This is a genomic window from Falsiruegeria litorea R37, assembly GCF_900172225.1.
Classification (GTDB): domain Bacteria; phylum Pseudomonadota; class Alphaproteobacteria; order Rhodobacterales; family Rhodobacteraceae; genus Falsiruegeria; species Falsiruegeria litorea.
Genome location: NZ_FWFO01000001.1, coordinates 377,604 through 403,690, shown reverse-complemented (window position 1 = coordinate 403,690; position 26,087 = coordinate 377,604). Strand labels below are relative to the sequence as shown.

Sequence of the window (26,087 nt, the reverse complement as noted above, 5' to 3'; positions counted from 1 at the left end):
TCAAATCAACGCGCCCCAAGTATATTGCATTGATTGAATGCCCATTCAATAATGAGCGGGGAAACTTTTCATCACAACACCAAGGCCAACGTGACTTGGTTCTTAGAGTTCCGCCCAGAAAGTGAAAACGGGATCATGCACCAGCGATATGACTTTGCGATGCGACTGACCCAGAGGTTCAATTCGGTCCTCGATGGCCGCCCAGGCTCGATCTGCCTGGGCCTGATCGCGAAACTCGATCAATGCCATCAGAGAATGCAGGCGTTCTTCGTCCGTATCATAACCACTGCTCGGCACGCGTTGGCACAAAGGTGTACCATTCTCGGCCAATCCACCGCTGATCAAGACATCAACAAAGCTGCTCCAGGCTTGCTCAAACACGTCCAGTTCCACGGATGGTTTCAGATCAAACTGGTTCAAAAGCCTGGGCATTGTGTGGTGTCCGCCTTGGTGGTTTCCCGAAACCCAAGCTATGCCTATCCTGCGTCAAAGCAAGCGCCAGAGGTTCGCAGATGATCCGAAACGAGAACCCCGTCATTGCCAACAGCCTATGGTCCGCAACGACCAAGTACGCGGACAGCTACCCCGAATTGAACGGCGAACAACAGGCTGATGTCGCCGTCATCGGCGCCGGGTTTACCGGGTTGTCTGCAGCCTTGCACTTGGCCGAAGCGGGCGCCAGCGTCACCCTGATTGACGCCCAACATCCCGGCTGGGGTGCGTCTGGTCGCAATGGCGGACAGATCAATGTCGGCCTCAAGGATGGTCCAACGGGAATAAGATCGAAATTCGGTGACCATTGGGGAGAGCGGATGATCCGCATGGCCGGGGATGCGGGCGATCTGGTGTTTGATCTGATCGAGCGCCATCAGATCAACTGCGACGCCAAGCGCCCCGGCTGGTTGCGGGCCGCGCATACCCCCAAGACGCTGCAGCAATTGCACGGGTTGGCCGAGGATTGGGACAATCATGGCGGTGGCATGAACAAGCTTGACCAAGCCGAAATGCAGCGCCTGACGGGAACAGAAGCTTACATCGGAGGTGTATTGGACCGGCGTGGAGGCGTGTTGCATCCGCTGAACTATGCCCTTGGACTGGCAGATGCTGCGCATTGCAAGGGTGTGGCAATTTATGGCGACACTCCGGCCGAGCACATACAGGCGGAAGGCGGCAGACATCGGGTGAAAACGCCAAACGGAGCCATCATGACGGACAAGGTCTTGATCTGCACCAACGCCTACTCTGGCGATCTGGATCCCAAAGTCGCCAAATCTGTTCTGCCTGTCCGATCGGTGCAGGTCGCGACGCAGCCGCTTTCGGACAACATTCGCCGGTCGATCCTGCCCGAAGGCAACGCCCTATCCGACGCCCGCCGTCTGTTGCTGTATTTCCGACAAGACGCCGAGGGCCGGTTTCTGATGGGAGGGCGCGGAACCTACAACGACGGATCAACACGCCGACAGATTGAGCGGCTCAAGCGCATCTCGGCCGAGCTGTTTCCGCAACTTGCCGACGTTGAATGGGACTACGCATGGGGCGGTTTCGTTGCGCTGACCCGGGACCACTATCCACACCTGCACGAGTTGGCCCCAGGGATCTACGCGGGGCTTGGGTACAACGGGCGCGGCGTTGCCATCGCCACGGCAATGGGGCGGGTGTTGGCGCGTTGGGCTGCCGGAGAACCCGCCGAAAAGCTGGATTTCCCTGTTACCCCCCTCAAGCCACTGCCGTTATCCTTCGCACGGGAAACATTGGTTGAGGCCGAGATCCTGCGCCTTAAGCTGTTGGACAAACTGGGTCTCTAGCGACGCAAGCGCACCACCTACACCCGAGAGAAAAAGCGATAGGTCAGAGCGGCAGCCGCCAAACCCAGTCCAGAACCATATCCGATCCAAACCCCATTCGGGCCCCAATCCATTACAAACCCCAGGACGTAGCCAACCGGCAATGCGATGACCCAGTAAGAAAACAGGGTGATGACAACCGGGATGCGATTGTCTGTCATCCCGCGGAACACACCCAACATCGTTCCCTGCACCCCATCTGCGATCTGCATCGCCGCGATCACCAAAAACATCGAAACCGCAAGCGCGACCACGTCGGCATCATCCGACAACCCCTGTGCCAACGGCGCACGCCCTAAAAGAATGCCGGTGATGACCAGGCTCATCCAACTGACGACCACAAACAAGGATGCCAGCACAATTGGCCTAAGCCGCTCTCTCTCATTCGCGCCAATCGCCTGTGCCACCCGGATCGAGATCGCAATCGAAATGCCCAAAGGAACCATGTAGATGACATCGCTCACGGCCGATACGATCTGATGCGCCGCCAGCGCTGCGGCACCGAACCATCCGAGCATCAGTCCGGCGACCGCATATGCCGCGCCCTCACCCAGATAACCAAGCGAGATTACAGACCCCTCTTTGAGCTGGAGGCGCAATTCATTCCAGTCAAAGCCAAAGTGCGATGCCACGTCCCACCGCGCATTCCACCGGCCCAAGATCACAAACGCCAGGACAAGTGAGGCGATCTGGGAGACGAGGCTCGCGATGCCCGCCCCGACCAACCCCAGGCCTGGCCACCCCCAAACCCCATGTATCAGCACATAGTTTGCCGGGATGTTGCAGCCGACAGCAAAGAACGCCAAGCCAACCCCGATCCAGGGACGATCAATCGCGTCAAACAGGGCTTTCAGAGCATAGAAGACAGTGAAGGGAATCAGCAGAAAGCTCATCGAAACCCAGTAGCCGCCGAGCAATTCAAGAACCTCGGGCGGCTGTCCGATCCAAGCCAAAGCAGGTCGTACAACGAGCATCGTCAGAGTGCCCAGTGTTCCGACCCCCAATGCCACGAAAAGCGCGACCCGAGTGGTTGCGAGTAACTCTTGATCATTGGACTTGCCAAATGCCTCGGCCATGCGAACTCCGGTGGCAGACACAAACCCAAACAAAGCAGAATAGAAGATGATCAGCGCGGATGTGGTGATCGACACGGCCGCCAAGGGAAGCGTACCCAAAGGCGCCACCATCACGGTGTCCACAACCCCGATCAAGGCCGCCGCGGCAAGAGAGACAACGATCGGAAAAGCAAGCCGCGTGATATGCTGCGCCTCTCGCAGCAGATGTCCAGGGGGCGACCGCGTTGGCCGGGGTGTCCGCTCTGCGGTCATGACATTTTACTTTCCAGCCAGACGGCCTTAGGTATCGCGACCCAGAAGATCCGGCGCCAACCGCACCAGGCAGGCCCACGCCGCCTGCTCTGCTTCCTCAGCGCTCACACTGGCCGGTGCCAGATGCAGGCGCTGCCAGTACCCGTCTGTGAGAGTTTCCATCCATTCAGCCATCTGAACAGCGGCCAATGCGTCTTGTCCTGCCAGCAAGTCCTGCCAGATCGCATACAGCGTCTCGCGCCGCCGCGTTTCGAAATGGCCGGCCACCTCATCGTATTCCTGCTGGGACCGAAGCTCGCCCCAGAACGCATACCAAAGCGGAAGCACCATCGGACCACAGGCGTCGGGATGAAAATCAGCCCGTATCAGGGCACGCAACTGTTCCGCGGGTTCATCCCCGGCTTGGTCCAGCGCCTTGGTCCAGTGATCTTCGTAGCGCTGGTACAAATCACGCAGGGCCTCTGTCAGCAGCCCCGCTTTTGATTTGAAATAAAACGCGGCGACCCCCTGCGAAAGATCCGCCTCGGACGCAACCGTCGCCAGTGTGGTTTTCGCCAATCCATGCGCCAGGATCGAGCGGCACGCCGCATCCAACAGCTGCCGCCGCCGACGGTCTGCGTTTTCCTTCCGCTCTTTGCGGGGACGCTTCTGTTCTGCTTGGGCCAACTGCCAATCCTCCTGCACGTGCGGACATCTACAGCGCCTTAAAAACGGGCGTCAATGATCTAAAGTTTATTTGAGCGCTCAAATAAACTTTACGAAATCGAACTGCCTCTGTAAACAAGGTGCAAGGGGAGAGAATTTTGGCACTTGAAAGCAGATATGACGCGATCGTGGCCGGTGCAGGCCACAACGGCCTGACAGCGGCGGCCTATATGGCGCGCGCCGGAATGAATGTTCTGGTGGTCGAGAAAAACGATTGGATTGGCGGGGCCGCCGTAAGTAGGTCACTGCACGAAGGCTGGACCTATTCGAACTGCTCTTATGTCTGCTCGTTGCTACGGCGCGAGATCGCGCGGGATCTTGATCTGCCAAAATACGGCCTGCAAGTCATCCCATATGAAGGCGGGGCAAGCTTTACCCGCGATGGCGATTACTTTGCCTATTATTCGGACCACAACGCGTTGAGGCGCGAAATGGCGCGGCACTCTGCACGCGATGCAGATGCGTATCGCGCCTATTCCCAAGCGATCATGCGGCAGTGCCGGTTCATTCGCCCGTTCCTGTTGCGTGACGCGCCAGACCCGGCCTCTCTGCGTCCGCGAGACCTTGGTGAACTGGCGTATCTGGTCAAAAAGGCGCACGGGTTGGGCAGCCGTGAACTTGCCGAAACGCTCAAATTCTGGACCATGTCGATTGGCGACTTTCTGGATGAGCACTTTGAAAACGACCTGATCAAGGCCCATTTGGCGGGATCCGGGATTATCGGCACCGGCCTTGGGGTTTATTCGCCCGGAACCGCCTATGTCCTGTTGCATCACTATATGGGCGACATCGACGGCGGAATCGGCGCCTGGGGGTTCGCACGCGGTGGAATGGGGGCCATTTCCAACGCGATTGCGGCCAGCTTCAAAGATCACGGCGGGACAATCCATACCGGTGCCGGGGTCGAGAAAATCCTGAGCAAAGACGGCCGGGTGCAAGGCGTGGCATTGGAAGACGGCAAGGTTTTCTACGCCCCTGTGGTTGCGTCCAATATGGACATCAAACGTACCATCCAGCACCACGTGGATACGGACGACCTCCCCCAGGATTTCACAAAGGCCGTGAACAACTTCAAAATTCGCGGATCGTCAGCCAAGCTGAACATCTCGCTTGATCAGTTCCCCGATTTTCCCGCCGCGCCGGAACACACCAGCTTTTTGCGCGGCGACATGCATGTTTCTGAAAGCCTGTTCGAACTGGAAAGGGCTTATGACGATTGGAAAGACGGTCGCTGGTCCGAGAAGCCTTACATCGACATGCTGATCCCCAGCCAAATCGACCCGACCATGGCCCCGACAGGCGCTCACATGATGACGGTCTTTGTGCAATATGCCCCTTATGACCTGAACGTTGACGGCACCAGGTCAGCTGACAATTGGACCGACGCGCAGCGCAACGCGATGGCCGACACCGTGCTGAACCAGATTTCAGTTGCCTGCCCGGATATTCGCGATCGCGTGGTTCATATGGAGGTCCGCTCGCCGCTGGAAATCGAGCGCGAAGTTGGCCTGACCGAAGGCAACATCTTTCAGGGCGAGCTGACCTTTGATCAACTCTTCTTCAATCGGCCTGTCCCCGGTTGGTCACAATACAACCTGCCGATCAAAGGTCTCTACCTATGCGGATCGTCCGCCCACCCCGGCGGCGGGGTCATGGGTGCGCCCGGTGCCAATGCAGCCCGCGCCATCCTGAGACACGAAACCCGGCACGGACGCATGAAGGGGTACGCGGCATGAGCAATTACGATGCGATTGTCGTGGGCGGCGGCATAAACGGGCTCGTCGCGGGTGCTGTGCTCGGGCGAAAGGGCAAGAAGGTCTGCATCATTGAGAAGTTGGACAGTTTCGGCGGCATGGCTTCGTATGCCGTTGATGGGGGGCCGACACTGGCACATGCGCTCTACAATCTCAGCCCACGCGCCCTGAAGGACGCGGGCATCGATGTCGATCGCGCGACATTTAGTGGACAGCAGATCGACACCGTTTCGCTTGCCGATGACGGAAACCACATCGTCTTCAAGGCAAACGGTGTGTATTGGAATGATGGTTCACAGCACCCTCAGTCAAAGGCTTGGTGTGAACTGATCCATAGATTCAAGACCTATGGCGGGCTGTTGCGTCAACTCGCGGAAGCCCCGCCGCCAGGGGGTCACAGCGCGTCCCTGTCACGGGCCAGATTGGCCGAGATACTGCGCTTGGCAAAGTTGGGAATCGGGCTGAAAAAGCTTGGCAAATCAGAAATGCGGCGTTTCTTGCAGGTTGTCCTGTCTAATGTCTACGACATCGTACTTGATGATCTGCCGGACGGACCGGTGGCTGGCATGCTTGCGGCAGATGCGATCAGGGGGGCGGCCACCGGTCCAAGATCACCGGGTACAGTGTTCAACCTGATCTATCGGTTGGGGCATGGCGGCACCATCACCCGGCCCACAGGCGGCATGACAGCGGTGGTGGACACATTGGTCGAAGGGGCGAAGTCAGCAGGTTGCACGCTGCTACCAGGAACCGAGGTGTCGCGCATTCTTGTCAATCAGGATGCGGTAACCGGCGTGCAAACCGCAGATGGCCAAACCCTGCGCGCGCCCTTGGTGCTAAGCAACCTGGCGTCGCATCTGACATGCCAGCTGACCGGGCCAAGCCTGTTCGATATCGAGGCCACGCGCCGAATACGAAACATCCGCGCACGGGGCACCGCGGCCAAGGTGAACTTGCGGCTAAAGGATGCCTCCCCCCTCTCCGGATTGCAGAGCAATCAGAAAGACGCGCGTCTGCTATATGCGCCCTCTGCCGATTATGTCGAAGCCGCTTTCAATCCCGCCAAGTATCGCGAGATGTCCAAGGCTCCGGTTATCGAGGCGATCAGGACGGATCTGCCGGACGGCTCACATTGGTTGTCCGCCATTGTCCAATACGCCCCGTCCGACCTTGACGGCGGGTGGGTGCAAGACGCGCAAGATCAGTTGGCCCGACTTACCATCGAAACCTTGGACCGCGCCCTTCCTGGACTGCGCGATCAGATCACAGACACTCAAGTCATAACGCCGGATCAGATCGAGGCCGCGACCGGAGCACCCGGCGGGCATTGGCACCACGCGGAAATGTCACTCGATCAACTGCTGACCCTTCGCCCTGCAAACGGGATAAGCCGCTATGCTTTTGGTCCCAAAGGACTGTTCCTGTGTGGAGCCGCCACGCACCCTGGCGGTGATGTCATGGGCCTTGCCGGACGCAACGCAGCGCTTATGGCATTGGAGGTGCAAAAATGAGCATCTTTGTTGATCCCAAACTGGGCCTGATCCCCGGACCATTCCACACCAAGCTTGCAGAACAGAACCGCGCGCGCAGTTGGTACGACTGGGCCGGTTACGCAGCCCCGAGCGTTTTGGACAGCATGGAGTTCGAGTATTTCGCCCTGCGCAACCAGTCCTCTCTGTTCGACATCTCGCCGATGCACAAATACCGGCTGACCGGCCCGGACACCGCGCAAATGCTCAATCGTTTGGTCACCCGTGACATCAGTAAGATCAAAACTGGCCGCGTTGGATATGCGGCGTGGTGTGACGAAGAAGGTATGGTTATCGACGACGGGACCCTGTTCCATCTTGGCGAAGGCGATTGGCGGCTGTGCTGCCAGGAACCCATGCTGATCTGGCTTCTTGATGCCGCCTGGGGCTTTGACGTCGCCGTCAAAGACGAGTCGCACGAGATCGCGGGGCTGTCCCTGCAAGGACCAACATCATTTGCGGTGCTAGAAGCCGCCGGGCTGGACGTTGCGCACCTGAAACCGTTCGACCTAATCGAAATCGAGCCTGACCTCATGATCTCTCGTACCGGGTTCACGGGCGATCTGGGCTATGAGCTCTGGTGCAATTGGGACAAGGCCCCAGCGCTTTGGGACCGAATTTGGCAGGCCGGCACACATCAAGGGTTGCGCGCCATCGGCTATGACGCCGTGAACATCGCCCGGATCGAGGCAGGGTTTCTGACCGCCGGCGTCGACTTTCAACCGGCTCATGCCACCGAACGCCTGCATCGCGGCCAAACGCCATTCGAGCTTGGTCTTGGTTGGTTGGTCAACTTTGAAAAAGGTCACTTCAATGGGCGCCGCGCGCTGTTGAGAAAACAGCACACCCCAAGAAGCCTTCTGATGCGCTGTGATGTCGAAGGGTTCAAACCCGCTCAAGGCGCACTGATTTACAACGGGCGCAAACGCGAAGTTGGCCACATCACCTCGGGCATCTGGTCGCCAACGGCGAAAAAGAACGTTGCCCTGGCACATGTTCGCATGCCCGATGCGCAGCGCGCGTCCAAGCTGATGGCAGAGATCTACACATTGGAAGAAGGCAAGTGGGACACCAGAATGGCACGTCTTACACCCGTTCAGGGGGCCTTTTTCGCACCACCGCGCGCCCGCGCAACACCCCCGGCCCGCACCTGATGGAGGAGCAGACGTGAATACTCTTGGCAACACTCCAACCGATGGCGATCTTGTTGATTGGGATCGCGATCACAACCTGCACCCCTGGGCGGACACCGCTGGTTTCGGGGCCACGGAATACATGCGTGTGAACACTGCGGATGGCATTTATCTTTGGGACGCATCCGGAAAGCGCTTCATCGACGGGCCCGGCGGGATGTGGTGCACCCAAATCGGCTATGGCCGTCAGGATATGGCCGATGCAATCTCCGCTCAGGTCATGCAGATGCCCTATGCATCCCCATGGTCTTTCACAACCGAACCTGCGGCCGTTCTGGCCCGCATGATTGCCGAGCGCACGCCCGGCGACCTGAATACGGTGCATTTCACCACCGGGGGATCGACGGCGGTTGATACGGCTCTGCGCACCGCCCTATTCATGAACAAGCGGCTGGGACGCCCAGACAAGAAGATCATCATCGGCCGGGAAAAAGGGTACCATGGCTCAACCTTTCTGGCCGCAACTGTCACAGGCAAGGAACGGTTTGAAACCAGCTTTGACAAGGCACGGGATCTTGTCCATTTTCTGCCTGACGTGAACCCCTATCATCGGCCCGACGGCATGAGCCTGGAGGCGTGGTGCGACGCGAAAGTCGCTGATCTGGAAAACCTGATTGCCGAGGTCGGCGCCGACAAGATCGCCGCCTTCATCGCCGAGCCGATCCTGTGCTCGGGTGGCGTCATCGTCCCCCCACCCGGCTACCACAAACGCACGCTCGAGATCTGCCGCGCCCATGACATCCTCTACATTTCTGACGAGGTGGTCACCGGCTTTGGGCGATTAGGACACTGGTTTGCATCCGAAGACGTCTTTGGCATCGTTCCTGACATCATCACATGTGCAAAGGGTTTGACCTCGGGCTACCTGCCGCTTGGGGCCTGCATCATATCGGATGCCGTGATCAAACGAATTGCTGACGCGCCAGGCGATGACGTTTTCTACAACGGCTATACCTACACAGGGCACCCCGTCAGCTGCGCGGCGGCGATCAAGAACATCGAGATCATGGACAACGAAGACATCCTTGGACATGTACAGCGCGTCACGCCGCATTTCCGGGCCAGACTACAGCAGATCAAGGATCGGTTTCCGATCGTCGGGGACGTGCGCGGCGATGGTTTGCTGGGCTGTATCGAATGCCGTCCCAACCTGAACGACCAAAGCTATGAAGCCCATGTGAAGTTTGGACAAAAGCTGGATGATGCCTGCGAAGAATTGGGGCTATTGCTCCGCCCCTTCGGGAATATGGCGGTTTTCTCGCCGCCATTGATCATAACGCCGGATCAGATTGATGACATGTTTGATATCATGGAGGCCGGAATGGCGCAGGTCAGTGAAGGCTACGAGATATCGTAGCCCTCGCCGATTGGTTACCCAGGTTTTCGTCCACGAATATGATGGGGGCAGTGTTCCCCCGACTTCAGCACCGGCTGCATCGCGTCCCAGATTTCAATCTGATGTTGGATGAAATCTGCACCGTGCCGCGCTTCCCATCTGGCGCGGCTCGGCCCTGTCAACTCGGCAAGCTCCGCCGCCGATACTTCGGTGTACCAAGGGTTGCGGTTAACCAGCTCGACGGCCTCAAATCCTGCCTCTTCCATCGCCAAGCGATACTTTGTCGGCGAGGCCATCTGAAATTCCAGGTCTTCCATCTTCACATAGTGAGCCATCTCGGGCGACATATCGTCATCGTGATTGGTCAGCCAGTCAGAAGCAGCAAACGCTCCGCCCGGCTTCAACACCCGAAGCACCTCTGCGGCCAGGGCTGCCTTGTCCGGGATATGGATAATGGAATCCTTCGAGAACACGACATCAAACGTTTCGCCGTCAAATGGCATCGGTCCAGGGGAGACTTCGATGATCTCGGCTTTCGCCTCCAGGCCCGCGTCCCTGACCCTTTGCCGCGCCGCTTCGCAAACCGGCGCCTCGACGTCTATGCCGGTGACCTTTCCGGCCCCCATCTCTCCGGCCAAGAGCACGGTGATGGCGCCCGAACCACACCCGATATCAAGGATATGCTTGCCCTTCAGGTCCACCCCTTCGAGCACGCGCGCAACTTCGCCCGCACCACCGGGAGACAAGAACCCCTCCCCCCAAAGCTCTTCCAAAAAGTCGATGACCTGGCGGTCATAAAGGATTTCGTCCGACATGCTCTCTCCCCTATCGAGCCAACGCTCCGCAAACTTCACGCACCACGCCAAAGATAGACGCCCAACAAGCAACAAGGCATCCACTGCACGCTTATTGATTATCTTATTTTGAATGGTCATTCAATCAGTAGACTCTCGCACGCCTGATTGCTATCGAGAAACAACCGTTACAGCGGAGCCCGATCAAAATGACCAACATGCTTCCAACTCATGCTCAAACCGTCATCATCGGAGGTGGATCAATTGGTACAAACACGGCCTACCACCTGACCAAACTCGGCCATACGGATGTGATCGTCCTGGAGCAGGGGCAGTTGACTTCTGGAACGACATGGCACGCAGCCGGGCTGATTGTGGCAGGCCTTCTGACATCAGAGGCGGAATGCGCGATCTATACACATGGCCGCGACCTTTACGCGAACCTGGAGCAAGAAACCGGTATTCCAACTGGATTTCGCGATGTCGGCTACCTGCAAATCGCCACCAACCAGGAACGCCTTCACGAAATGCGCCGCGTCGCGGCCTTTATGCGCAGGTTCGGGATCAACAACCACGAAATCTCGGTCACCGAAGCACAGGAGATGTTCCCCATCGGCGACCTGTCTGACGTCGTTGGAGCCTTCCTGATCCCCGAAGACGGGCGCGCCAACCCGGTCGATGTCACCATGTCGCTGGCCAAAGGCGCCCGAAACCGGGGTGCGCGGATTTTTGAAGGGGTACGGGTCGACGAGATCCTGACAAAGAATGGAACCGCAACGGGTGTACGCACCGCCGATGGGCAATCCATTGCCGCCGAGAACGTCGTGATCTGTGGCGGAATGTGGTCGCGTCAGCTGGGCGCCAAACACGGCGTGAACCTGCCCCTTCAAGCGGCAGAACACTACTATCTCATCACCGAGAGCATTCCGGGCCTGCCCCGCGATCTGCCCGTGCTGGAAGACCCTTCAACCTACACCTATTACCGCGAAGAGGTAGGCGGGATGATGTTAGGCCTGTTCGAACCCGGCGCCGCCGCCTGGAAACTGGATGGCATCCCGGACGAATGGCAATTTGGCGAGATCGAACCGGATTGGGAACGCGTCGGCCCTGATCTGGAGAAAGCCTATTCTCGGGTGCCCGACACCATGAACTATGGGGTCAAGAAGCTGTTCTGCGGCCCCGAGAGCTTTACACCCGATTTGGCCCCCTTGGTCGGCCCTACGGCTGAGATGCGCAACTTGTGGGTCGCTTGCGGAATGAATTCACTGGGCATCCTGAATGGCGCGGGCACAGGCATGGTGCTGGCTCATTGGATGGTGGATGGTGTACCCCCGATCGATGTCACGGGGATCAACGTCAACCGTTTCTCGCGCGAGATGGCGACGCCTGCGTTCAGACGTGATCGAACACCCGAACTGTTGGGAAAACTCTTCGGGCAGCATTTCCACAACGAAAGCTTCAAAACCGCCCGCAACGTGAAACGCTCCGTTCTATATGACCGTCTCAAGGACGCTGGCGCCTATTTCACCGAAGGCAACGCCTGGGAACAGCCGGATTGGTTCGCGCCAACACCCGATCGGGCCAGGATCGAGGCATATAGCTGGCATCGTCAGAACTGGTTTGACTGGCACGCAGAAGAGCATCGCGCTGCCCGTGAGGATGTGATCGTCATGGACATGACCTCCATGGCCTGTTTCAGCGTCGAGGGACCAGATGCTTGCGCCTTGCTCTCTCGTCTGTCCTGCAACGAGGTCGACGTCGATCCGGGCCGTGTGGTCTATACGGCCTGGGTCAATGAACACGGCGGGTTCGAGGCCGATTTGACAGTAACCCGACTGGCAGACCAAAAATTCTGGGTCGTTGTCGGGGAAAACTCGGCCGGTCACACCGAAATGCGCATGCGACGCCACATCCAGGACAACGAAACCGTGATTATCACGGATGTCACTGCAGGGCGCTGCCAGATCAACGTGCACGGCCCAAAGTCCCGCGAGTTGCTGAGCCGGATCTCGGGCGCGGATCTGTCGGATGACGGGTTCCCGTTCATGACCGCGCGCGAGATCGATGTCGGTTACGCCGTCGTCATGGCCTATCGCGTGACCTTCATTGGCGAATTGGGGTGGGAACTTCATGTCCCGACCACTCAAGCGGTTCAAACCTACGATCTGATCATGGACGCTGGCCGCGACCTGGGTGTCCGAAATGCCGGAATGCAAACCCTGAACTCGCTACGCCTTGAAAAGGCTTACCGTGACTTTGGGATCGACGTGGACAACACCGACAACCCGATCGAAGCCGGTTTGGGATTTGCCGTCAAACTGGACAAGCCCGGCGGCTTCATCGGTCGCGATGCATTGGCCCAGATCAAGGCCAAGGGCGTGCCGCACACCCGGATGCTGCAATTCCTGCTGAAAGACCCCGAGCCGCTGCTTTATGGCAACGAGATGATCCATCTCAACGGTCAAGAAGTCGGCTATGTGCAGGTTGGTGGATACGGGCACACGTTGGGCGGTGCTGTTGGCATCGGGTTTGCGGAAACCAATGCGCCCCTTACAGCGGACGTCGTCGCCTCTGGACACTGGCAGATCGAGATCGCGGACGAGAAGTTCGAAGCAATTGCTTCGCTCAAGCCGCTGTATGATCCCGAAATGAAAAAGATCAAATGCTGATCTGGTGCCGCCTTTACAGCGGGAAGTGCTTGGGGAAGAACCGCGACAGTGAAAGCTGGCAGACATCTCTGAATTCCCGCCGATCCGCCACCTTGGGATACAGCACCAAACTCAGCCAGGCCCCGTCCGACATCGCCTCGACCGCGCGGGCCGTTTTGTCTGCATCCAGGTCATCATAGCCGCCCTCGACAATCAGCTCACCGCACAATCGCAGGATACGATCATACCGCTCGTTGTCGAATTTATTATGAATTTTCAGATAGTTTGGGCGATACTTAGCCTGCCCCCAGAACGCGAACCACACGGCCAGCCGCTTGTGTGTGCAGATGCTTTTGTCAAAATCCGCGTTGACGATGGCCACCAACCGATGCGCCGGTGTCGGCTCTGCCTCATCATAATACTTCAGCCAGTTTTCATAATGCTCCTGCGCAAGGAACCCCAAAGCCGCGTCATAAAGCGCCTCTTTGCTGGCAAAGTGATAGTTGACCACGCCATGCGATAGGTTCGCCGCTTCGGTGACATGTTTGAGCGTCGTGTCCGAAAAACCGCGCTTCGCGATTGAATCAATCGCCGCCATGATAAGTTGCAACCGGCGGACTTCGGGGGGCTCAGTACGACGTTTCTTCTGAAGCTCTTTGGCCTCCACTTTACCCCTCCTCTCGTTCGGCCATCTGCCGATCCAACATATCTGCGCGTTGCTGCCGGAACATCACGATGGCGGCAATTGCGACACAGATGGCGATCACGAGAATCATGATGGTCGCAAGCGCGTTGATGTCCGGCCTGAGGCCTAGTCGAATGCGCGAAAAGATCAGAATTGGCAAGGTGTTTGCGCCTGGGCCCGTCACGAAACTGGCAATCACCAGGTCATCCAACGACAACGTGAAGGCCAGAAGCCAGCCCGAGATCAACGCGGGCGTCAATTGCGGGATGGTGATCGCGGTCAGTACCTTGAACGGCTTCGCGCCCAGATCAGCGGCCGCCTCTTCCAGCGTTTGCCCCATGCCGGTCAAACGCGCCTGAATGGTCACCGCCACATAAGCCATGGAAAACGTGATATGCGCGATTGTGATCGTGGCAAACCCGCGCTCCGCAGGCCAGCCGATCAGTTGATTGAGTGAAATGAAGAATACCAGCAATGAAAGCCCGGTGATCACCTCAGGCATCACCAGGGGCGCAACCAACATTCCGCCAAACAACGTTCGCCCCCTGAACCTGCCAAATCGGACCATCGCCAACCCGGCCAAGGTTCCAAGGGCCGTTGCAAAGGTCGCGTTGACCACAGCGATCTGCAGGCTCAGGGACACGGCCTGCCAGACCTCAGGCGACTGAAACAGCTCGTAATACCACCGCAGGGACCAACCGCCCCACACCGGCACCAGCTTTGAGTGGTTGAACGAATAGATCACCAACAGGACCATCGGGATATAGAAGAACGCCAATCCCAGGGTCAGCATAATCGTCAAAAAGCGTGAGCGTTTACCAAACATCTACTGCTCCTCCGCCGCTTTGCCCTGGAAGTGCTGGAACACCATGATGGGCAAGACCAGAATGAACAGCAGCACGATGGCAACGGCCGCAGCCACAGGCCAATCGCTGTTTCTGGAAAATTCGTTGAACAGCACGCGCCCGATCATCTGCACATTGCCGCCGCCCAACAGATCGGGGATGACGTATTCCCCCGTCGCCGGAATGAAGACCAGCAAGGACCCCGCAATGATCCCCGGCATCGTCAGCGGCAGCGTAATCTTGAAGAAGGTGTTTGTGGGCCGTGATCCAAGGTCTGCCGCAGCTTCGTTCAAGCTGTTGTCCAGTTTTTCCATGGTCGCATAAAGCGGCAGGATCATGAACGGCATGTAGGTATAGACAATCCCGATGTAGACCGCGAATTCGGTATAAAGCATCCGGATCGGTTCATCGATTATTCCAAGCGCGATCAACAGATTATTGATTGTTCCCTGGTCGGCAAGCAATCCCATCCACGAATAGACGCGCAACAGGAATGAGGTCCAGAACGGCAAGATGATCGCAAACAGCAATAGCGGCTTCGCCACCGGCCCCGAACGTACAATCGCATACGCAATAGGGTAGCCGAACAAGAGGCACAGCAGGGTCGATGTCACCGAGATCTTGAGGGAATTTACGTAGGTGTCGAAGTATAGGCTGTCTTCCCAGATGTAGACGAAGTTATCAAAAACCAGCCGGATCGTGACGATCCCGCTGTCCGTCCATTCGACCAGCTTTGTGAACGGAGGGCTGGCAATGGCAAGCTCCGCCAAGCTGATCTTGGCCACGATAAAGAACGGAGCCAGAAAAAAGAACAGCAGCCAGAAAAATGGGATGACCGTGATGATTTGGCGCCAGCGGCTCTGGATTCCCCGCATCACTTGGGACGCAAATGACCCCTGACTGGCCGACGAGGGTTTGTTAGAAACATCCGTCATTTGTTCAGCAACATGGCGCTGGACGAATCCCAACTGATGGTCACCTTGTCCTCCCAGGTGATCTGCTGCATGGCATGCGTGGGACGCGTCTGATTGGGCCGCGTCACATCGAAGATGTCCCCGTTGGGCAGCGCGACCTTGTAGATCGACGTCTCTCCCAGATACCCGATGTCATCAATCACGGCCGAGACTTGATTGGGACCGGTCGCCGCCTCTTCTGTTTTGGTGATACGGATTTTCTCGGGCCGCAAAGCAACCCAGATCTTGCTGCCGACCTTCACCGAATGACCGTGATCAATGTAGACCTCGCAAAACTCGGTCTGCACCCGCACGTGGTCGGCGCCGTCTTCGGTGACCCGCCCCTCGAATATGTTGGCGGACCCGATGAAATCCGCAACAAAGCGGGATTCGGGGAATTCATAAATCTCGGTCGGAGTTCCGATCTGCTGAAACCGCCCGGCATCCATGACCGCCATGCGCGACGACAGGGTCATCGCCTCTTCCTGATCATGGGTCACGACGATAAAGGTGACGCCCACTTTCTCTTGAATATTGGCCAGCTCGAACTGCGTTTGTTTGCGCAGCTTCTTGTCCAAGGCGGCCAAAGGCTCGTCCAGCAGCAACAGCTTTGGGCGTTTGACCAGGGCCCGCGCCAAGGCAACGCGCTGCCGCTGCCCACCCGACAATTGCTTGGGCTTTCGTTTTTTGAAGTCTTCCAGCTCCACAAGCTTCAGGATGTCATGCACCCGGTCCGCGATGTCGAACTTGGGCACATGGTCCTGCTCCAGACCAAAAGCCACATTCTTTTCCACGGTCATATGTGGGAACAACGCATAGCTTTGAAACATCATGTTGGTCGGTCGCTCATAGGCGGGAACATTCGCCATATCGACGCCATCAATCGTGATCGAGCCTGCGTTCAAATCCTCGAACCCCGCAAGCATTCGTAACAAGGTGGATTTGCCGCAGCCCGATCCCCCCAAAAGGCAGAACAGCTCGCCCGGATAGATGTCCAGATCGACATTATCCACGGCGGTCACCTCGCCGTACTTCTTGGTGACGCCTTTGATTTGAACCAGCGGCTGTTGTTCATTCTGGTCAAGCCAGGGCGCTGCACCGGAAGGTGAAGAAACGGTCAATGTGGGCCTCGCAGTCTGCCTGAAAATGGTCGGGCCGGCAGCAGCACCCTGAATTTGGGCGCTGCTGCCAGCGTTGCCGTGAGTGAGTTAGTTTCCGGCTTTGAAGTCCGTCCAGGTCCGGGTCTGCAAACGCTCGACCTTTGGTGGCAGTACGGCGGTGGTGTACATCTTGGCCACTTGATCCGACGTTGGGAAGGCCGCAGGGCTGGACGTGACCGCCTCATCAACCATCGGCTTGGCCGTCAGATTGGCCGTCGCATACCAAGTAAAGTTGCTGTCGTTGGCCGCCACTTCGGGGCGCATCATGTAGTTCAGGAACAGATGCGCATCTTCCTTGTTGCCCGCATCTGCCGGAATCAACCAACCATCGATCCAAAGCTGCGCGCGGCGCTCACCTTCTGGCAGAAAGAAATCCAGAACCACGCCTGTATCAGCTTCCTCTGCACCGGACATGGCCAACAGACCATCAGGGCCCCAAGTGGTGGATACGCAGAACTCTTTCTGCGGCATCCGCTGATAGGCGTAGTTGTCAAAGGTTTTGATGTACGGACGTACCTCGGCCAGCATCGCGCCGACCTTCTCGTAATCTTCCTTGTTGGTGGAGTTCGGATCCAGCCCCATATGCGCCAAAGCCATGGGAATGATATCACCGGGCGAATCCAGGAAAGACACGCCGCATTTTGCCAGCTCTTTCATATGCGCAGGATCGAACACCATGTCCATCGTTCCGATCGGCGCATCCGGGTAAGTCGCCTTCACCAGTTCTTCATTATAGGTGACACCGTGCGTCCCCCACATATACGGGATGAAATGCTTGTTGCCGGGATCCCACTCGCTGGCCAGCTGCTCCATGATGGCGGGGTCAATGTTCGCAAGGTTGTCCAGCTTGGACACATCCAGCGGCGCAATAATACCCGCCTTGATGAGACGGGCCGTGTCACTGCCGGCATGGCTTACAACATCATAGCCACTGTTGCCCGCAAGCAGCTTTGCATCAATCGCTTCGGCCGAGTCATAGGGGTCATAAATGACCTTGATGCCGTATTCCTTTTCAAAGTTCGCGATTGTGTCCTCGGCGATGTATTCCCCCCAATTCGTAACCTTCAACACGCGCTCTTGTGCAATGGCTGCACCCGAGATCGCCGTGGACGATGCGACCAGAACGGATATCCCGATGGCTTTTCTGACTGAATTCATGGCTTCGCTTCCTCTCCCTGAGCGATGACTGCGGTTAGTTCACATGTTTTGATGACTGAATGACCCGACAGCTCTCTTTCGAGTGGTTCTTGTGTTGAGCGTCGCGCCTTTCAAAACTATCTGACTGACCATTCAGAACGGTAGTCGCATGAAATCGCGTGTGTCAATGACAGGCACGGTCAAATCGATTCTTCAGGCAAAATATGAGTGTTTCTTTGGCATTATTATTCAATAGCGGCCATTACCGCACCGTTTTCATCGCGATGACAGCACTCAATGGAATCGCATTTCTGAATAGCCATTCAATCAGTGACGGTTGACTGAGCAGAAAAATTGAGAGACACCTAGACCCATCTGAGGGGCGGCGAGTCTCGCCATGAAACTCTTGATAGGTCAGGCCAGCCTCACCCACCCCTTCAAGCCAAATCGACCGAAAACCAAACCATAACGGACTCTGCAAATGCGTGATCATGCACGAAACACCGAAATCCCTGCGGATTGGGACCGCCGCGGTTTGCCGGGGTGGTGTTATCACAGCCCGGCCCTATTAGATCTGGAGCAAAGCGAGTTGTTCAAAACCCATTGGCAAATCGCATGCCACGTCTCCGACGTCCCCGAGGTTGGCAGCTTCCAGTGCTTCGACATGTGCGGCGAACGCGCGATCATTCTTCGAGACGACACATCCGAAGTGCGCGCATACCTTAACATTTGCCGCCATCGCGGCTCGCGCCTTGTTGCCAAGGAACAGGGAAAATGCACAAACGCGTTGGTCTGTCCGTTTCATGGCTGGGTCTACAACCTTGATGGCACCCTTCGAGGCGCTGCACGCCCCGAGTCTTTCCCTCAACTGGACAAGCACGAATTTGGCCTGAAACCCCTTGAGATGGAGGTCTGGCACGGCTTCGTCTTTGTGCGCTTCAAACCAGGCCCTCAACCCTCTGTCGCAGAGCTTTTGGCGCCAATGGAGCAGGAACTTTCCGCCTACCGGATGGCCGAACACGTCCCAACGGACGGCATTTGGACCGAAGAAACGCCCGTGAACTGGAAATCGATCCGAGACGTGGACAACGAAGGATACCATGTTCCACTTGCGCACCCCGCGCTCCAGGACCTCTATGGCTCGACTTACGCCGATGAACCCTATGTTGACGGCGTCTCCCGCTCAGATGGGCGCTTCACCCCGACCAAGGGCCGCAGATGGGCGGTTCGCAACTACAAGAAATTCACAAAACCCCAACCGCATTTGCCCGAACATCTGCACAAAACCTGGATGTACTATGGGATTTTCCCAAACGCGGTGATTGCCGTGACGCCAGAGACGTCCTTGTTTTATCAAGAGTTTCCGGTTTCAACGAACAAGTCGATCCTACGCAGCGCGACGTATCGCAATCCCGTGGAAGACCGCCAACAAAGGGCCGCGCGATACCTTGCGGCGCGCATTGACCGGGAAACCGTGGAAGAGGACATTCAACTGACAATCTGGTCGAATGAATCCATGCAATCCGAGGCGTTCGAGGGGTTCTACCTATCGGATCTGGAATACGGGGTGCGCTCTCACCACGATCACCTGCGGCGAATCCTGCCGATATACAATGTTGAAACCGCACCGGACGAAGATGGGTTGGCCGCGCTGAACGCCTCCATGACAGGTACACCTGATCAGTGACCAAGGCCTCGATGCAAAACTCGGAACACGAACACCAAAGAAAGCTCCTGTTGGCAAAAGTCGGCGAGCCCGGATCCGGGTCGACTCGCTATGCCGCTGCAATGTTCTTCTATCAGGCCAACATGATGTCGCCCGAACTGCTCGAGATCTATCGCCGGTGCAGCAAATTCGACGCCGAGGATCCAATTGACCTTGCCAAATATGAAGGCATCGATGTTTCAGCGTTTGCATTTGGCTTTACCTGACGTGCCAACAATCACCCCGCACCATACCACCGCCACCGCAATCAAGAACACCGGAGAGCCATCGGATGACCACGGACTATGACGTTATCGTCGTCGGCGCAGGCGCAGCAGGTCTGGCAGCCACGCAAACGCTTGTGTCCGCCGGACTTTCGGTCATCTGCATCGAGGCCTCGGACCGCGTTGGCGGCCGCACACATACAGACACCAGCATCTTTGGCGTCCCCTTTGACATGGGCGCCCACTGGCTGCACGCCGAACACGCCAATGCCCTCAAGGCACCCGGACTGGCCCTCGGCCTTGACCTGTACCCTGCCCCCGACAATGGCATGACATACGGGTTGGACGATGACGCCGTTCTCTGGGACGAGGTGGATGAAATCCAGGCTGCGATCACAAAAGCGGCTCAAGTGGATCACGAAACCGAAGAACGAACCGGCAAGCCCACGGACCAGTCTCTGGCAGACATCCTTGTCGACAAAAGCCCATGGTCCTTCACCGCCGCAATGACCTTTGCGCTGTCGCTGGCTCGAGACCTGCCCAACACGTCTTTGCGCGATATGGCTGCGTGGGAAGGCGGGGATGACTGGTTCTGCCGCGAGGGGTTCGGCCACTTGATCGCACGTACGGCCACAGGATTGCCCATAGAGCTTTCCACCCCCGTGACAGACATCGAAGCCAAAGCAGACGGTATTCGGGTCACGACCGCTACAGGAAAAACATCTGCTCAGGCCGTGATCGTCACAGCCTCTGTTGGCGTCCTGGCCGAAGATGTGATCCGCTTTGATCCCCCGCTTGACGCTGAACGCCGCGCTGCGTTCGAATTGATCACGATGGGCGACTACAACCATGCGGGCCTGCTGTTCCAACCCGGCACTCTGCCCGTATCCTCAGACACTTGGCTGACTTACCAGCTCGAACCCGACGACCGTGGCATCGCATGCGGAGGCGGTTTTCTGTGCAACGTCTCGGGAACTGGCCTGACCAGCTTTGAAAGCTCGGGCAGTTTTTCACGAGATCTGCAAGACATGGGCCCAGAAAGCGCAATAGAACACGCGCTTGAAACACTGACCGGCTTCTTCGGCACATCCATCAGACAAAACTTCATCAAAGGACACGCAACCGCGTGGCGCAAAGAGCCTTACGTGCGCGGCTCATATGCGGGTGCCAATCCGGGGGGCTACACGGCGCGAACGGTGCTGCGCCGCCCCCATACCAAGCGGATACATTTCGCGGGCGAGGCGACACACAAAAGCCAGCAATGCTCGGTGAGCGGCGCCCATCTTGAAGGCATTCGTGCTGCAAAAGATGTATTGCTGCTGCACTTCCGCTTTCAGGGGTGAAGGCGGCATATGTATCCCCCGATGGCGCAAAGCATCCCTCGACGCATATCGGCACGAAAGGCACGTTAACCGCAGCCACGACGCGACATAATTGATCAAACAGTCAGATTCCGATCAAGACGTCAGCTGGTACATCGTTGATTTTTCAGGAGGTTTACCAAGTGGCGGACCGAGGAGGATTCGAACCCCCGACCCCTTGATTCGTAGTCAAGTACTCTATCCAGCTGAGCTATCGGTCCGCGTTGGTGAGGCGGTATTTAGTCCTAGCGTTCGGGGGGCGCAAGCGGATTCGTCAAAAAAATTTCAAAAAGTTCCATCGCCCCGCGGAAGGCATATTTCAAACGCCGTTCCCTCGGGTCCGGTGTGCTTGAGCATCAGGGTTCCGCCATGCCCACGCACCAATTCCTCGGAAATTGCCAGGCCAAGACCCGTGCCGCCCTTGCGCACGCCGCCCTGGAACGGGGTAAACAGATTCTCTTGCGCCTTAGGCGGCAGGCCGGGGCCGGTGTCGCGCACCTCGATCCACCAGCTGTCATCCCGCTCGCCCGCTGTCACCGTGATCTGGCCCGGTTTGTTCGACGCCACCAGTGCCTGACGCGCGTTGCGCACCAGGTTCATCACCACCCGGAACATTTGCTCGGGATCGGCGCGCACCACCAGATCCTCGGGGATTTCATTGGTGATCTGCACGCAGGCATCCGCGACCGCCAGCCGCTCGCTGGCGACAACATCGTCGATGACCCCGGCCAGCGGCACCATCGTCAGCGTGGGCGCCGGCTCTTCCGCCCGCCCAAAGGCCAGCGTGCCCTCACACAGGCTTACCGCCCGCGTGATCGAATTCACCAGCTTGGGCGCCATCCGCCGCACCAGCGGGTCTTCGCTGCCCTCGATCCGGTCTGTGAACAGTTGTGCCGAGGTCAGGATATTGCGCAGATCATGGCTCACCTTGGCCACCGCGCCACCCAGTTGCGCCAAACGCTCGCGTTGTTTCAACGCCTGCGTCAGCTCGGTCTGCAGCATCAGCAACGCCTCTTCCGCCTCGCGCAGCTCGGTCACGCCTGCGTTGGGCTGAATCACGCCCCGCGCGTCCTCGGGCGCCAGTGCGTAACGCTGCATCGTGTCCACCACACCCTTGATCGGGCGCACCAGAACCACACGCACCGCCAGAAACAGCAAGAACGCTGTGATGATCGAAATCACGGCGGACAGCGCCAGAACCCGCAGGCCATAGTCGATCATCGCCGACCGCAATGGCCCGGTTTCCATCGTCACCTCGATCAGCAACCCGGCCTCTCGCACGGGCGCGCCAATCACCCGGATGATCTGATCGTCCGGGTTGAACAGGCGCGCAGTCGCATCCTTGATCAACACCATCGGCCCCGCCATGCGCAAATCATAGGTCTCGCTGATGGCACTTGGAATCGGCGATGACAACATCAACTGCCGCACCTCGTCGCGCCGCAGCACCACGTTGAACACGCCCGCGTTTTCCAGCAACTCGGCCTCAAGCTTGGCCTCAAGCATGTCATCAGCCAACAGCGCAAGCGAGGCGATCTGCGCCCGCTCCAGCCGGTTCAGCAGATAATCCTCGCGAAAGCGCGCAATCGACGGCACAAAGATTAAGACTTCGGCCAACATCACGAAGACCGTCGTCAGGATCAGAAACCGGCCCGAAAGCGAGTTCAGCATCAAGGTCCTTTCCCGGTCAGGGGATCCACCGCTGGACGAACCTGACCACTCGTTTAACTGTTTGATTCTCAAACAGCCTGGGCGTGAAATAGGCCCCCGCCGCGCGTTTGTTAACCTCGCCAATCGTTGGATAGGGCGAAACCATGGCGGCAACCTGCCCCATCTTCAGGTTATTGGCCAGAACCAGCGACCACAAGTTGATCAATTCGCCTGCCTGATGGCCGACGATGGTGACCCCCACGGGCCGCCCCTTGACCACCATCACCTTGATGAAGCCAGCGGTTTTGCGTTCGGCAATGGCCCGGTCGTTGTGGTGATAATCAAACCGCGCCACCTCGACCTTGCCCCCGTGCTGTTCGCGCGCTTGCGCCTCGGTCCACCCGACCTGAGACAGCTCAGGGTCGGTATAGGTCGCCCAGGGGATGTGACTGGTCTTGGCCTTGGCGGGCAACCCAAACAGGGCCGAACGGATGATGACCCCCGCCTGATAACCCGCCACATGGGTAAACTGCAGCCCGCCTGCGACGTCACCAATGGCATAAACCTTGCGGTTGGTGGTGCGCAGGCTGTCATCGACCTTGATACCCGTGCGCGTCGTCTCGATCCCTGCGGCCTCTAGGTTCAGCTTGTCGATATTGGCCTTGCGCCCCACCGCCATCAGCAAATGCGAGCCCTTGAAGATACGGCCATCCTGCGTTGCGATCTCAATCGCGCCCGCCTCACCCCGGATCTGCGCGGCCAGCGCATCCTCGGCAATTTCGATGCCCTCGGCCCGCAGCGCATCCAGCACCACGGCGGCTGCTTCGGGATCATCCTTGCCCAAGGCTTTTGCGCCTTCGATCACCGTGACCTTGCAGCCAAGGCGAACATGCGCCTGCGCCATCTCCATCCCGATGGGGCCACCGCCCACGATCAACAGATGTTCGGGTTTCTCACGCAGATCAAAGATCGTCTCGTTGGTCTCGAACGGCACGCCGTCCAGCCCCGGGATCGGCGGCACCAAAGGGGACGAGCCGGTGGCGATCACCACCCGTCGCGCGGTGATCAGATGATCGCCCGCCTTCACCTGCGTGGCAGAGACAAATTCGCCATACTCCCGAATGACGCGCACGCCAAAGCCCTCGAACCGCTCTTGGCTGTCCACCGGAGCGATCTGCGCAATCACATCATGAACGTGATCCTTGGCGGCCGCATAGTCGACACCGGGCACCACATCGGCCACGCCATATTTGGCCGCATGCGCCTGAGTATGGGCCGCCTTGCCGCTCGCGATCAGCGCTTTGGACGGCACGCAGCCAAAGTTCAGGCAATCGCCGCCCATCTTGTGCCCCTCCAGCAGGGTCACATCTGCACCCATCTGGCTAGCCCCGGCAGACACCGACAGCCCACCCGATCCGGCCCCGATGACCAGAATATCTGTCTTGATCTCTTTCACGGCTTACATCTCTTTCTTGCCACGCAGGGCTTTGATCACAATCGGCAGGGCCGCCAGGACGCACAGCCCCACAATCGGCCCGATCACAAACGGCTCCCAAAGCAACGACAGATCCGGCGTTTCGCCACGATCAAACACACCGCCCAGGCCCACACCGATCCAGGTGAACACGATGGCTCCCGGGATGATCCCCAAAGCGGTGGTGAACAGATAGTTTGAAAACTTCACCCCCACCAGCGCGGGCACCAGATTGGCCACAAAAAACGGCACCGCAGGCACCAACCGCAGCAGGAACAGAACCGAAATCTCATTCTCGCGCAGCCCGTCCTTCAGCTTGCGGATGGTCCCCTCGGATGTTTCCAGCTTGGCCGTCAACGCATTGCCCAGCCCCAAACGTGCCGCCCAGAAGATGGCCGAGGCCCCGACGGTGGCCGACACAACGTTCAACCCCGTGCCTACAGCCAGCCCAAACAGGAACCCGCCCGTCATCGACGCCACCGCCGCACCGGGCAGGGAAAAGGCCACGATCACCACGTAAGCCGCCACAAAGATCGCCGCCAAGGTCCCATAATAGGCATCTCGATACGCCAACAACGCCTCGCGGTTGTCCCGCAGCGTCTCGAAACTCAGGTAATCGCGCAGGGTGAAGAACCCCACCACCGCCACGGCGAGAATCACCAGCAGCGGTATGTGGCGGCTCAATCCGCCCTTGGCGGCACGGGTCGTGTCAGTCATCTTCTGGTCCGGCGGTTGTGGCATGTGTGTCAGTTCGCTTGTCTGCCCCCAACATGCGACCCTTGGCGCCCGGACAACAGTCACCTCACGCGCCGTTGATCACAACGCCCCGTTTCGTGAGAGAATGTCGCGGAAAACGGCAAAACTGAAACCAAACCTCTGGCGCCCACCCAAATTTTGTTGCAAAAGGCGCGGAATTCCCCGGACAGGGGTTTGACTTGCCTGCCTTTCACCCGTAAAGGACGGGCTTCGAATACACCGGGCGGGCGAATCTGCACCGCACCCGACCGATATTAATAGATTGGAGACGGAGCGATGAAACGCACCTATCAGCCTTCGAACCTGGTTCGCAAACGCCGCCACGGTTTCCGCGCGCGCATGGCCACCAAAGCCGGCCGCAAGATCCTGAACGCACGCCGCGCACGCGGTCGCAAGTCGCTGAGCGCATAAGCTCACCGACACTGTTCAGCTGAACATGACACCGCCGGAGGCCCCCGTGAATGGCTCAAGCAGCCAAGGGATGAGGCCCCCGGCGGTTTCCGTTTGTCCAAAGACCAGCGGACAGATGCAGGTTCTGGCCAAACGCGCCGACTTCCTCAAAGCTGCCCGCGCCCGCAAGCAGGGTACGTCCTCGATGCTGGTTCAGGCCCGCAAACGACCCGAGGGCGAGGCAGAGGGCATCCGCATCGGCTTCACCTGCTCTAAAAAGGTCGGCAACGCCGTGGCGCGCAACCGGGCCAAACGCCGCCTGCGCGAAGCCGCCCGCGCCGTCCTGCTCGACAAAGGCAAACCCGGCTGGGATTATGTGCTGATCGGCAAAAAGACCGACACCATCGCCCGCCCCTTCCCGCTTTTGATCAGCGATCTGGAATACGCCCTGCGCAAACTGCACAAGTGACACTCATTTACCCACCACCCCATCAACATTGGTGTGCGGGATGTTGGGACAACACGTGTTGGCATAGGCCAGACAGATCTTGAACCGCGCGTCCTCCCGGACGTTTCCCGACGCCTTTGCCAAGAATGCGCATTCACGCTCTGTTGC

General features: G+C 58.2%; 23 protein-coding genes and 1 tRNA gene. 11 read left to right on the top strand and 13 right to left on the bottom strand.

Annotated features, from left to right (window positions below):
* Window positions 1–102: 102 nt before the first annotated feature.
* Window positions 103–432 (bottom strand): hypothetical protein, encoded by a 330-nt coding sequence (locus tag TRL7639_RS02060; protein ID WP_085794140.1) that lies wholly within the window; start codon window positions 430–432, stop codon window positions 103–105.
* Between the two features lie 80 nt (window positions 433–512).
* On the opposite strand from TRL7639_RS02060, the gene TRL7639_RS02055 reads away from it, so the two are divergent.
* Entirely contained in the window at window positions 513–1,805 is a 1,293-nt protein-coding gene (locus TRL7639_RS02055; RefSeq protein WP_085794139.1) for an NAD(P)/FAD-dependent oxidoreductase, read from the top strand.
* Window positions 1,806–1,822: 17 nt separating this feature from the next.
* On the opposite strand, the gene TRL7639_RS02050 is transcribed toward TRL7639_RS02055, so the two are convergent.
* Window positions 1,823–3,172 carry an MATE family efflux transporter gene (locus TRL7639_RS02050; protein WP_085794138.1) on the bottom strand — a complete coding sequence of 450 codons (1,350 nt, stop codon included), beginning with the start codon at window positions 3,170–3,172 and terminating at the stop codon, window positions 1,823–1,825.
* Between the two features lie 27 nt (window positions 3,173–3,199).
* On the bottom strand, window positions 3,200–3,838 hold the full coding sequence (locus tag TRL7639_RS02045) for a TetR family transcriptional regulator C-terminal domain-containing protein (RefSeq protein WP_085794137.1): 639 nt from the start codon (window positions 3,836–3,838) through the stop codon (window positions 3,200–3,202).
* A 137-nt stretch (window positions 3,839–3,975) separates the two neighbouring features.
* Between TRL7639_RS02045 and TRL7639_RS02040 the strand changes: the two genes are divergently transcribed.
* From TRL7639_RS02040 to TRL7639_RS02025, 4 genes are read left to right on the top strand one after another with little or no spacing between them, the layout of a single operon-like run.
* Window positions 3,976–5,613, top strand: coding sequence for a phytoene desaturase family protein (locus TRL7639_RS02040; protein ID WP_085794136.1), 1,638 nt, complete (start codon window positions 3,976–3,978; stop codon window positions 5,611–5,613).
* Complete coding sequence (locus TRL7639_RS02035; protein ID WP_085794135.1) at window positions 5,610–7,142, top strand: phytoene desaturase family protein; 1,533 nt, start codon at window positions 5,610–5,612, stop codon at window positions 7,140–7,142. Before TRL7639_RS02040 ends, TRL7639_RS02035 begins: the two co-directional genes overlap by 4 nt.
* Window positions 7,139–8,314 carry an aminomethyl transferase family protein gene (locus TRL7639_RS02030; protein ID WP_085794134.1) on the top strand — a complete coding sequence of 392 codons (1,176 nt, stop codon included), beginning with the start codon at window positions 7,139–7,141 and terminating at the stop codon, window positions 8,312–8,314. The genes TRL7639_RS02035 and TRL7639_RS02030 overlap by 4 nt, the downstream gene beginning before the upstream one ends.
* A 13-nt stretch (window positions 8,315–8,327) precedes the next feature.
* Window positions 8,328–9,710: an aminotransferase gene (locus TRL7639_RS02025; RefSeq protein ID WP_085794133.1), complete on the top strand. Its 1,383-nt coding sequence runs from the start codon at window positions 8,328–8,330 to the stop codon at window positions 9,708–9,710.
* Between the two features lie 14 nt (window positions 9,711–9,724).
* Here TRL7639_RS02025 and TRL7639_RS02020 read toward each other — a convergent pair whose 3' ends face one another.
* Window positions 9,725–10,624 (bottom strand): class I SAM-dependent methyltransferase, encoded by a 900-nt coding sequence (locus TRL7639_RS02020; protein ID WP_235820233.1) that lies wholly within the window; start codon window positions 10,622–10,624, stop codon window positions 9,725–9,727.
* 68 nt (window positions 10,625–10,692) lie between these two features.
* Between TRL7639_RS02020 and TRL7639_RS02015 the strand changes: the two genes are divergently transcribed.
* Window positions 10,693–13,152, top strand: a complete 2,460-nt coding sequence (locus tag TRL7639_RS02015; RefSeq protein ID WP_085794131.1) for a GcvT family protein — start codon at window positions 10,693–10,695, stop codon at window positions 13,150–13,152.
* Between the two features lie 13 nt (window positions 13,153–13,165).
* On the opposite strand, the gene TRL7639_RS02010 is transcribed toward TRL7639_RS02015, so the two are convergent.
* From TRL7639_RS02010 to TRL7639_RS01990, 5 genes are all read right to left on the bottom strand, one after another.
* Window positions 13,166–13,798: a TetR/AcrR family transcriptional regulator gene (locus TRL7639_RS02010; protein WP_085794130.1), complete on the bottom strand. Its 633-nt coding sequence runs from the start codon at window positions 13,796–13,798 to the stop codon at window positions 13,166–13,168.
* Window position 13,799: 1 nt separating this feature from the next.
* Window positions 13,800–14,642, bottom strand: coding sequence for an ABC transporter permease subunit (locus TRL7639_RS02005; protein WP_085794129.1), 843 nt, complete (start codon window positions 14,640–14,642; stop codon window positions 13,800–13,802).
* On the bottom strand, window positions 14,643–15,596 hold the full coding sequence (locus TRL7639_RS02000; RefSeq protein ID WP_085794128.1) for an ABC transporter permease subunit: 954 nt from the start codon (window positions 15,594–15,596) through the stop codon (window positions 14,643–14,645).
* The gene (locus tag TRL7639_RS01995; protein ID WP_085794127.1) at window positions 15,593–16,735 is read right to left on the bottom strand and encodes an ABC transporter ATP-binding protein; all 1,143 of its coding nucleotides are present in this window, start codon (window positions 16,733–16,735) and stop codon (window positions 15,593–15,595) included. Before TRL7639_RS01995 ends, TRL7639_RS02000 begins: the two co-directional genes overlap by 4 nt.
* 87 nt (window positions 16,736–16,822) lie before the next feature.
* Window positions 16,823–17,932, bottom strand: coding sequence for an extracellular solute-binding protein (locus TRL7639_RS01990; RefSeq protein WP_085794126.1), 1,110 nt, complete (start codon window positions 17,930–17,932; stop codon window positions 16,823–16,825).
* Window positions 17,933–18,392: 460 nt separating this feature from the next.
* On the opposite strand from TRL7639_RS01990, the gene TRL7639_RS01985 reads away from it, so the two are divergent.
* From TRL7639_RS01985 to TRL7639_RS01975, 3 genes are all read left to right on the top strand, one after another.
* Window positions 18,393–19,598, top strand: a complete 1,206-nt coding sequence (locus TRL7639_RS01985) for an aromatic ring-hydroxylating oxygenase subunit alpha (protein WP_085794125.1) — start codon at window positions 18,393–18,395, stop codon at window positions 19,596–19,598.
* Between the two features lie 50 nt (window positions 19,599–19,648).
* A complete protein-coding gene (locus TRL7639_RS01980; RefSeq protein ID WP_235820231.1) occupies window positions 19,649–19,843 on the top strand; it encodes a hypothetical protein in 195 nt (64 codons plus the stop codon).
* 65 nt (window positions 19,844–19,908) lie between these two features.
* A complete protein-coding gene (locus tag TRL7639_RS01975) occupies window positions 19,909–21,183 on the top strand; it encodes a flavin monoamine oxidase family protein (protein ID WP_085794124.1) in 1,275 nt (424 codons plus the stop codon).
* Between the two features lie 162 nt (window positions 21,184–21,345).
* On the opposite strand, the gene TRL7639_RS01970 is transcribed toward TRL7639_RS01975, so the two are convergent.
* The 4 genes from TRL7639_RS01970 to TRL7639_RS01955 form a co-directional block, all read right to left on the bottom strand.
* A tRNA-Arg gene (locus TRL7639_RS01970) sits at window positions 21,346–21,422 on the bottom strand.
* A 64-nt stretch (window positions 21,423–21,486) separates the two neighbouring features.
* Complete coding sequence (locus TRL7639_RS01965) at window positions 21,487–22,872, bottom strand: sensor histidine kinase (RefSeq protein ID WP_085794123.1); 1,386 nt, start codon at window positions 22,870–22,872, stop codon at window positions 21,487–21,489.
* A 16-nt stretch (window positions 22,873–22,888) separates the two neighbouring features.
* Window positions 22,889–24,307, bottom strand: a complete 1,419-nt coding sequence (locus tag TRL7639_RS01960; RefSeq protein WP_085794122.1) for a dihydrolipoyl dehydrogenase family protein — start codon at window positions 24,305–24,307, stop codon at window positions 22,889–22,891.
* Window positions 24,308–24,310: 3 nt separating this feature from the next.
* Complete coding sequence (locus tag TRL7639_RS01955; RefSeq protein WP_085796211.1) at window positions 24,311–25,042, bottom strand: TVP38/TMEM64 family protein; 732 nt, start codon at window positions 25,040–25,042, stop codon at window positions 24,311–24,313.
* 315 nt (window positions 25,043–25,357) lie between these two features.
* Here TRL7639_RS01955 and rpmH point away from each other — a divergent pair, with 315 nt between their 5' ends.
* Window positions 25,358–25,492: a 50S ribosomal protein L34 gene (rpmH, locus tag TRL7639_RS01950; protein WP_005980833.1), complete on the top strand. Its 135-nt coding sequence runs from the start codon at window positions 25,358–25,360 to the stop codon at window positions 25,490–25,492.
* A gap of 25 nt (window positions 25,493–25,517) precedes the next feature.
* Window positions 25,518–25,940, top strand: a complete 423-nt coding sequence (gene rnpA / locus TRL7639_RS01945) for a ribonuclease P protein component (RefSeq protein WP_085794121.1) — start codon at window positions 25,518–25,520, stop codon at window positions 25,938–25,940.
* Window positions 25,941–26,087 lie beyond the last annotated feature (147 nt).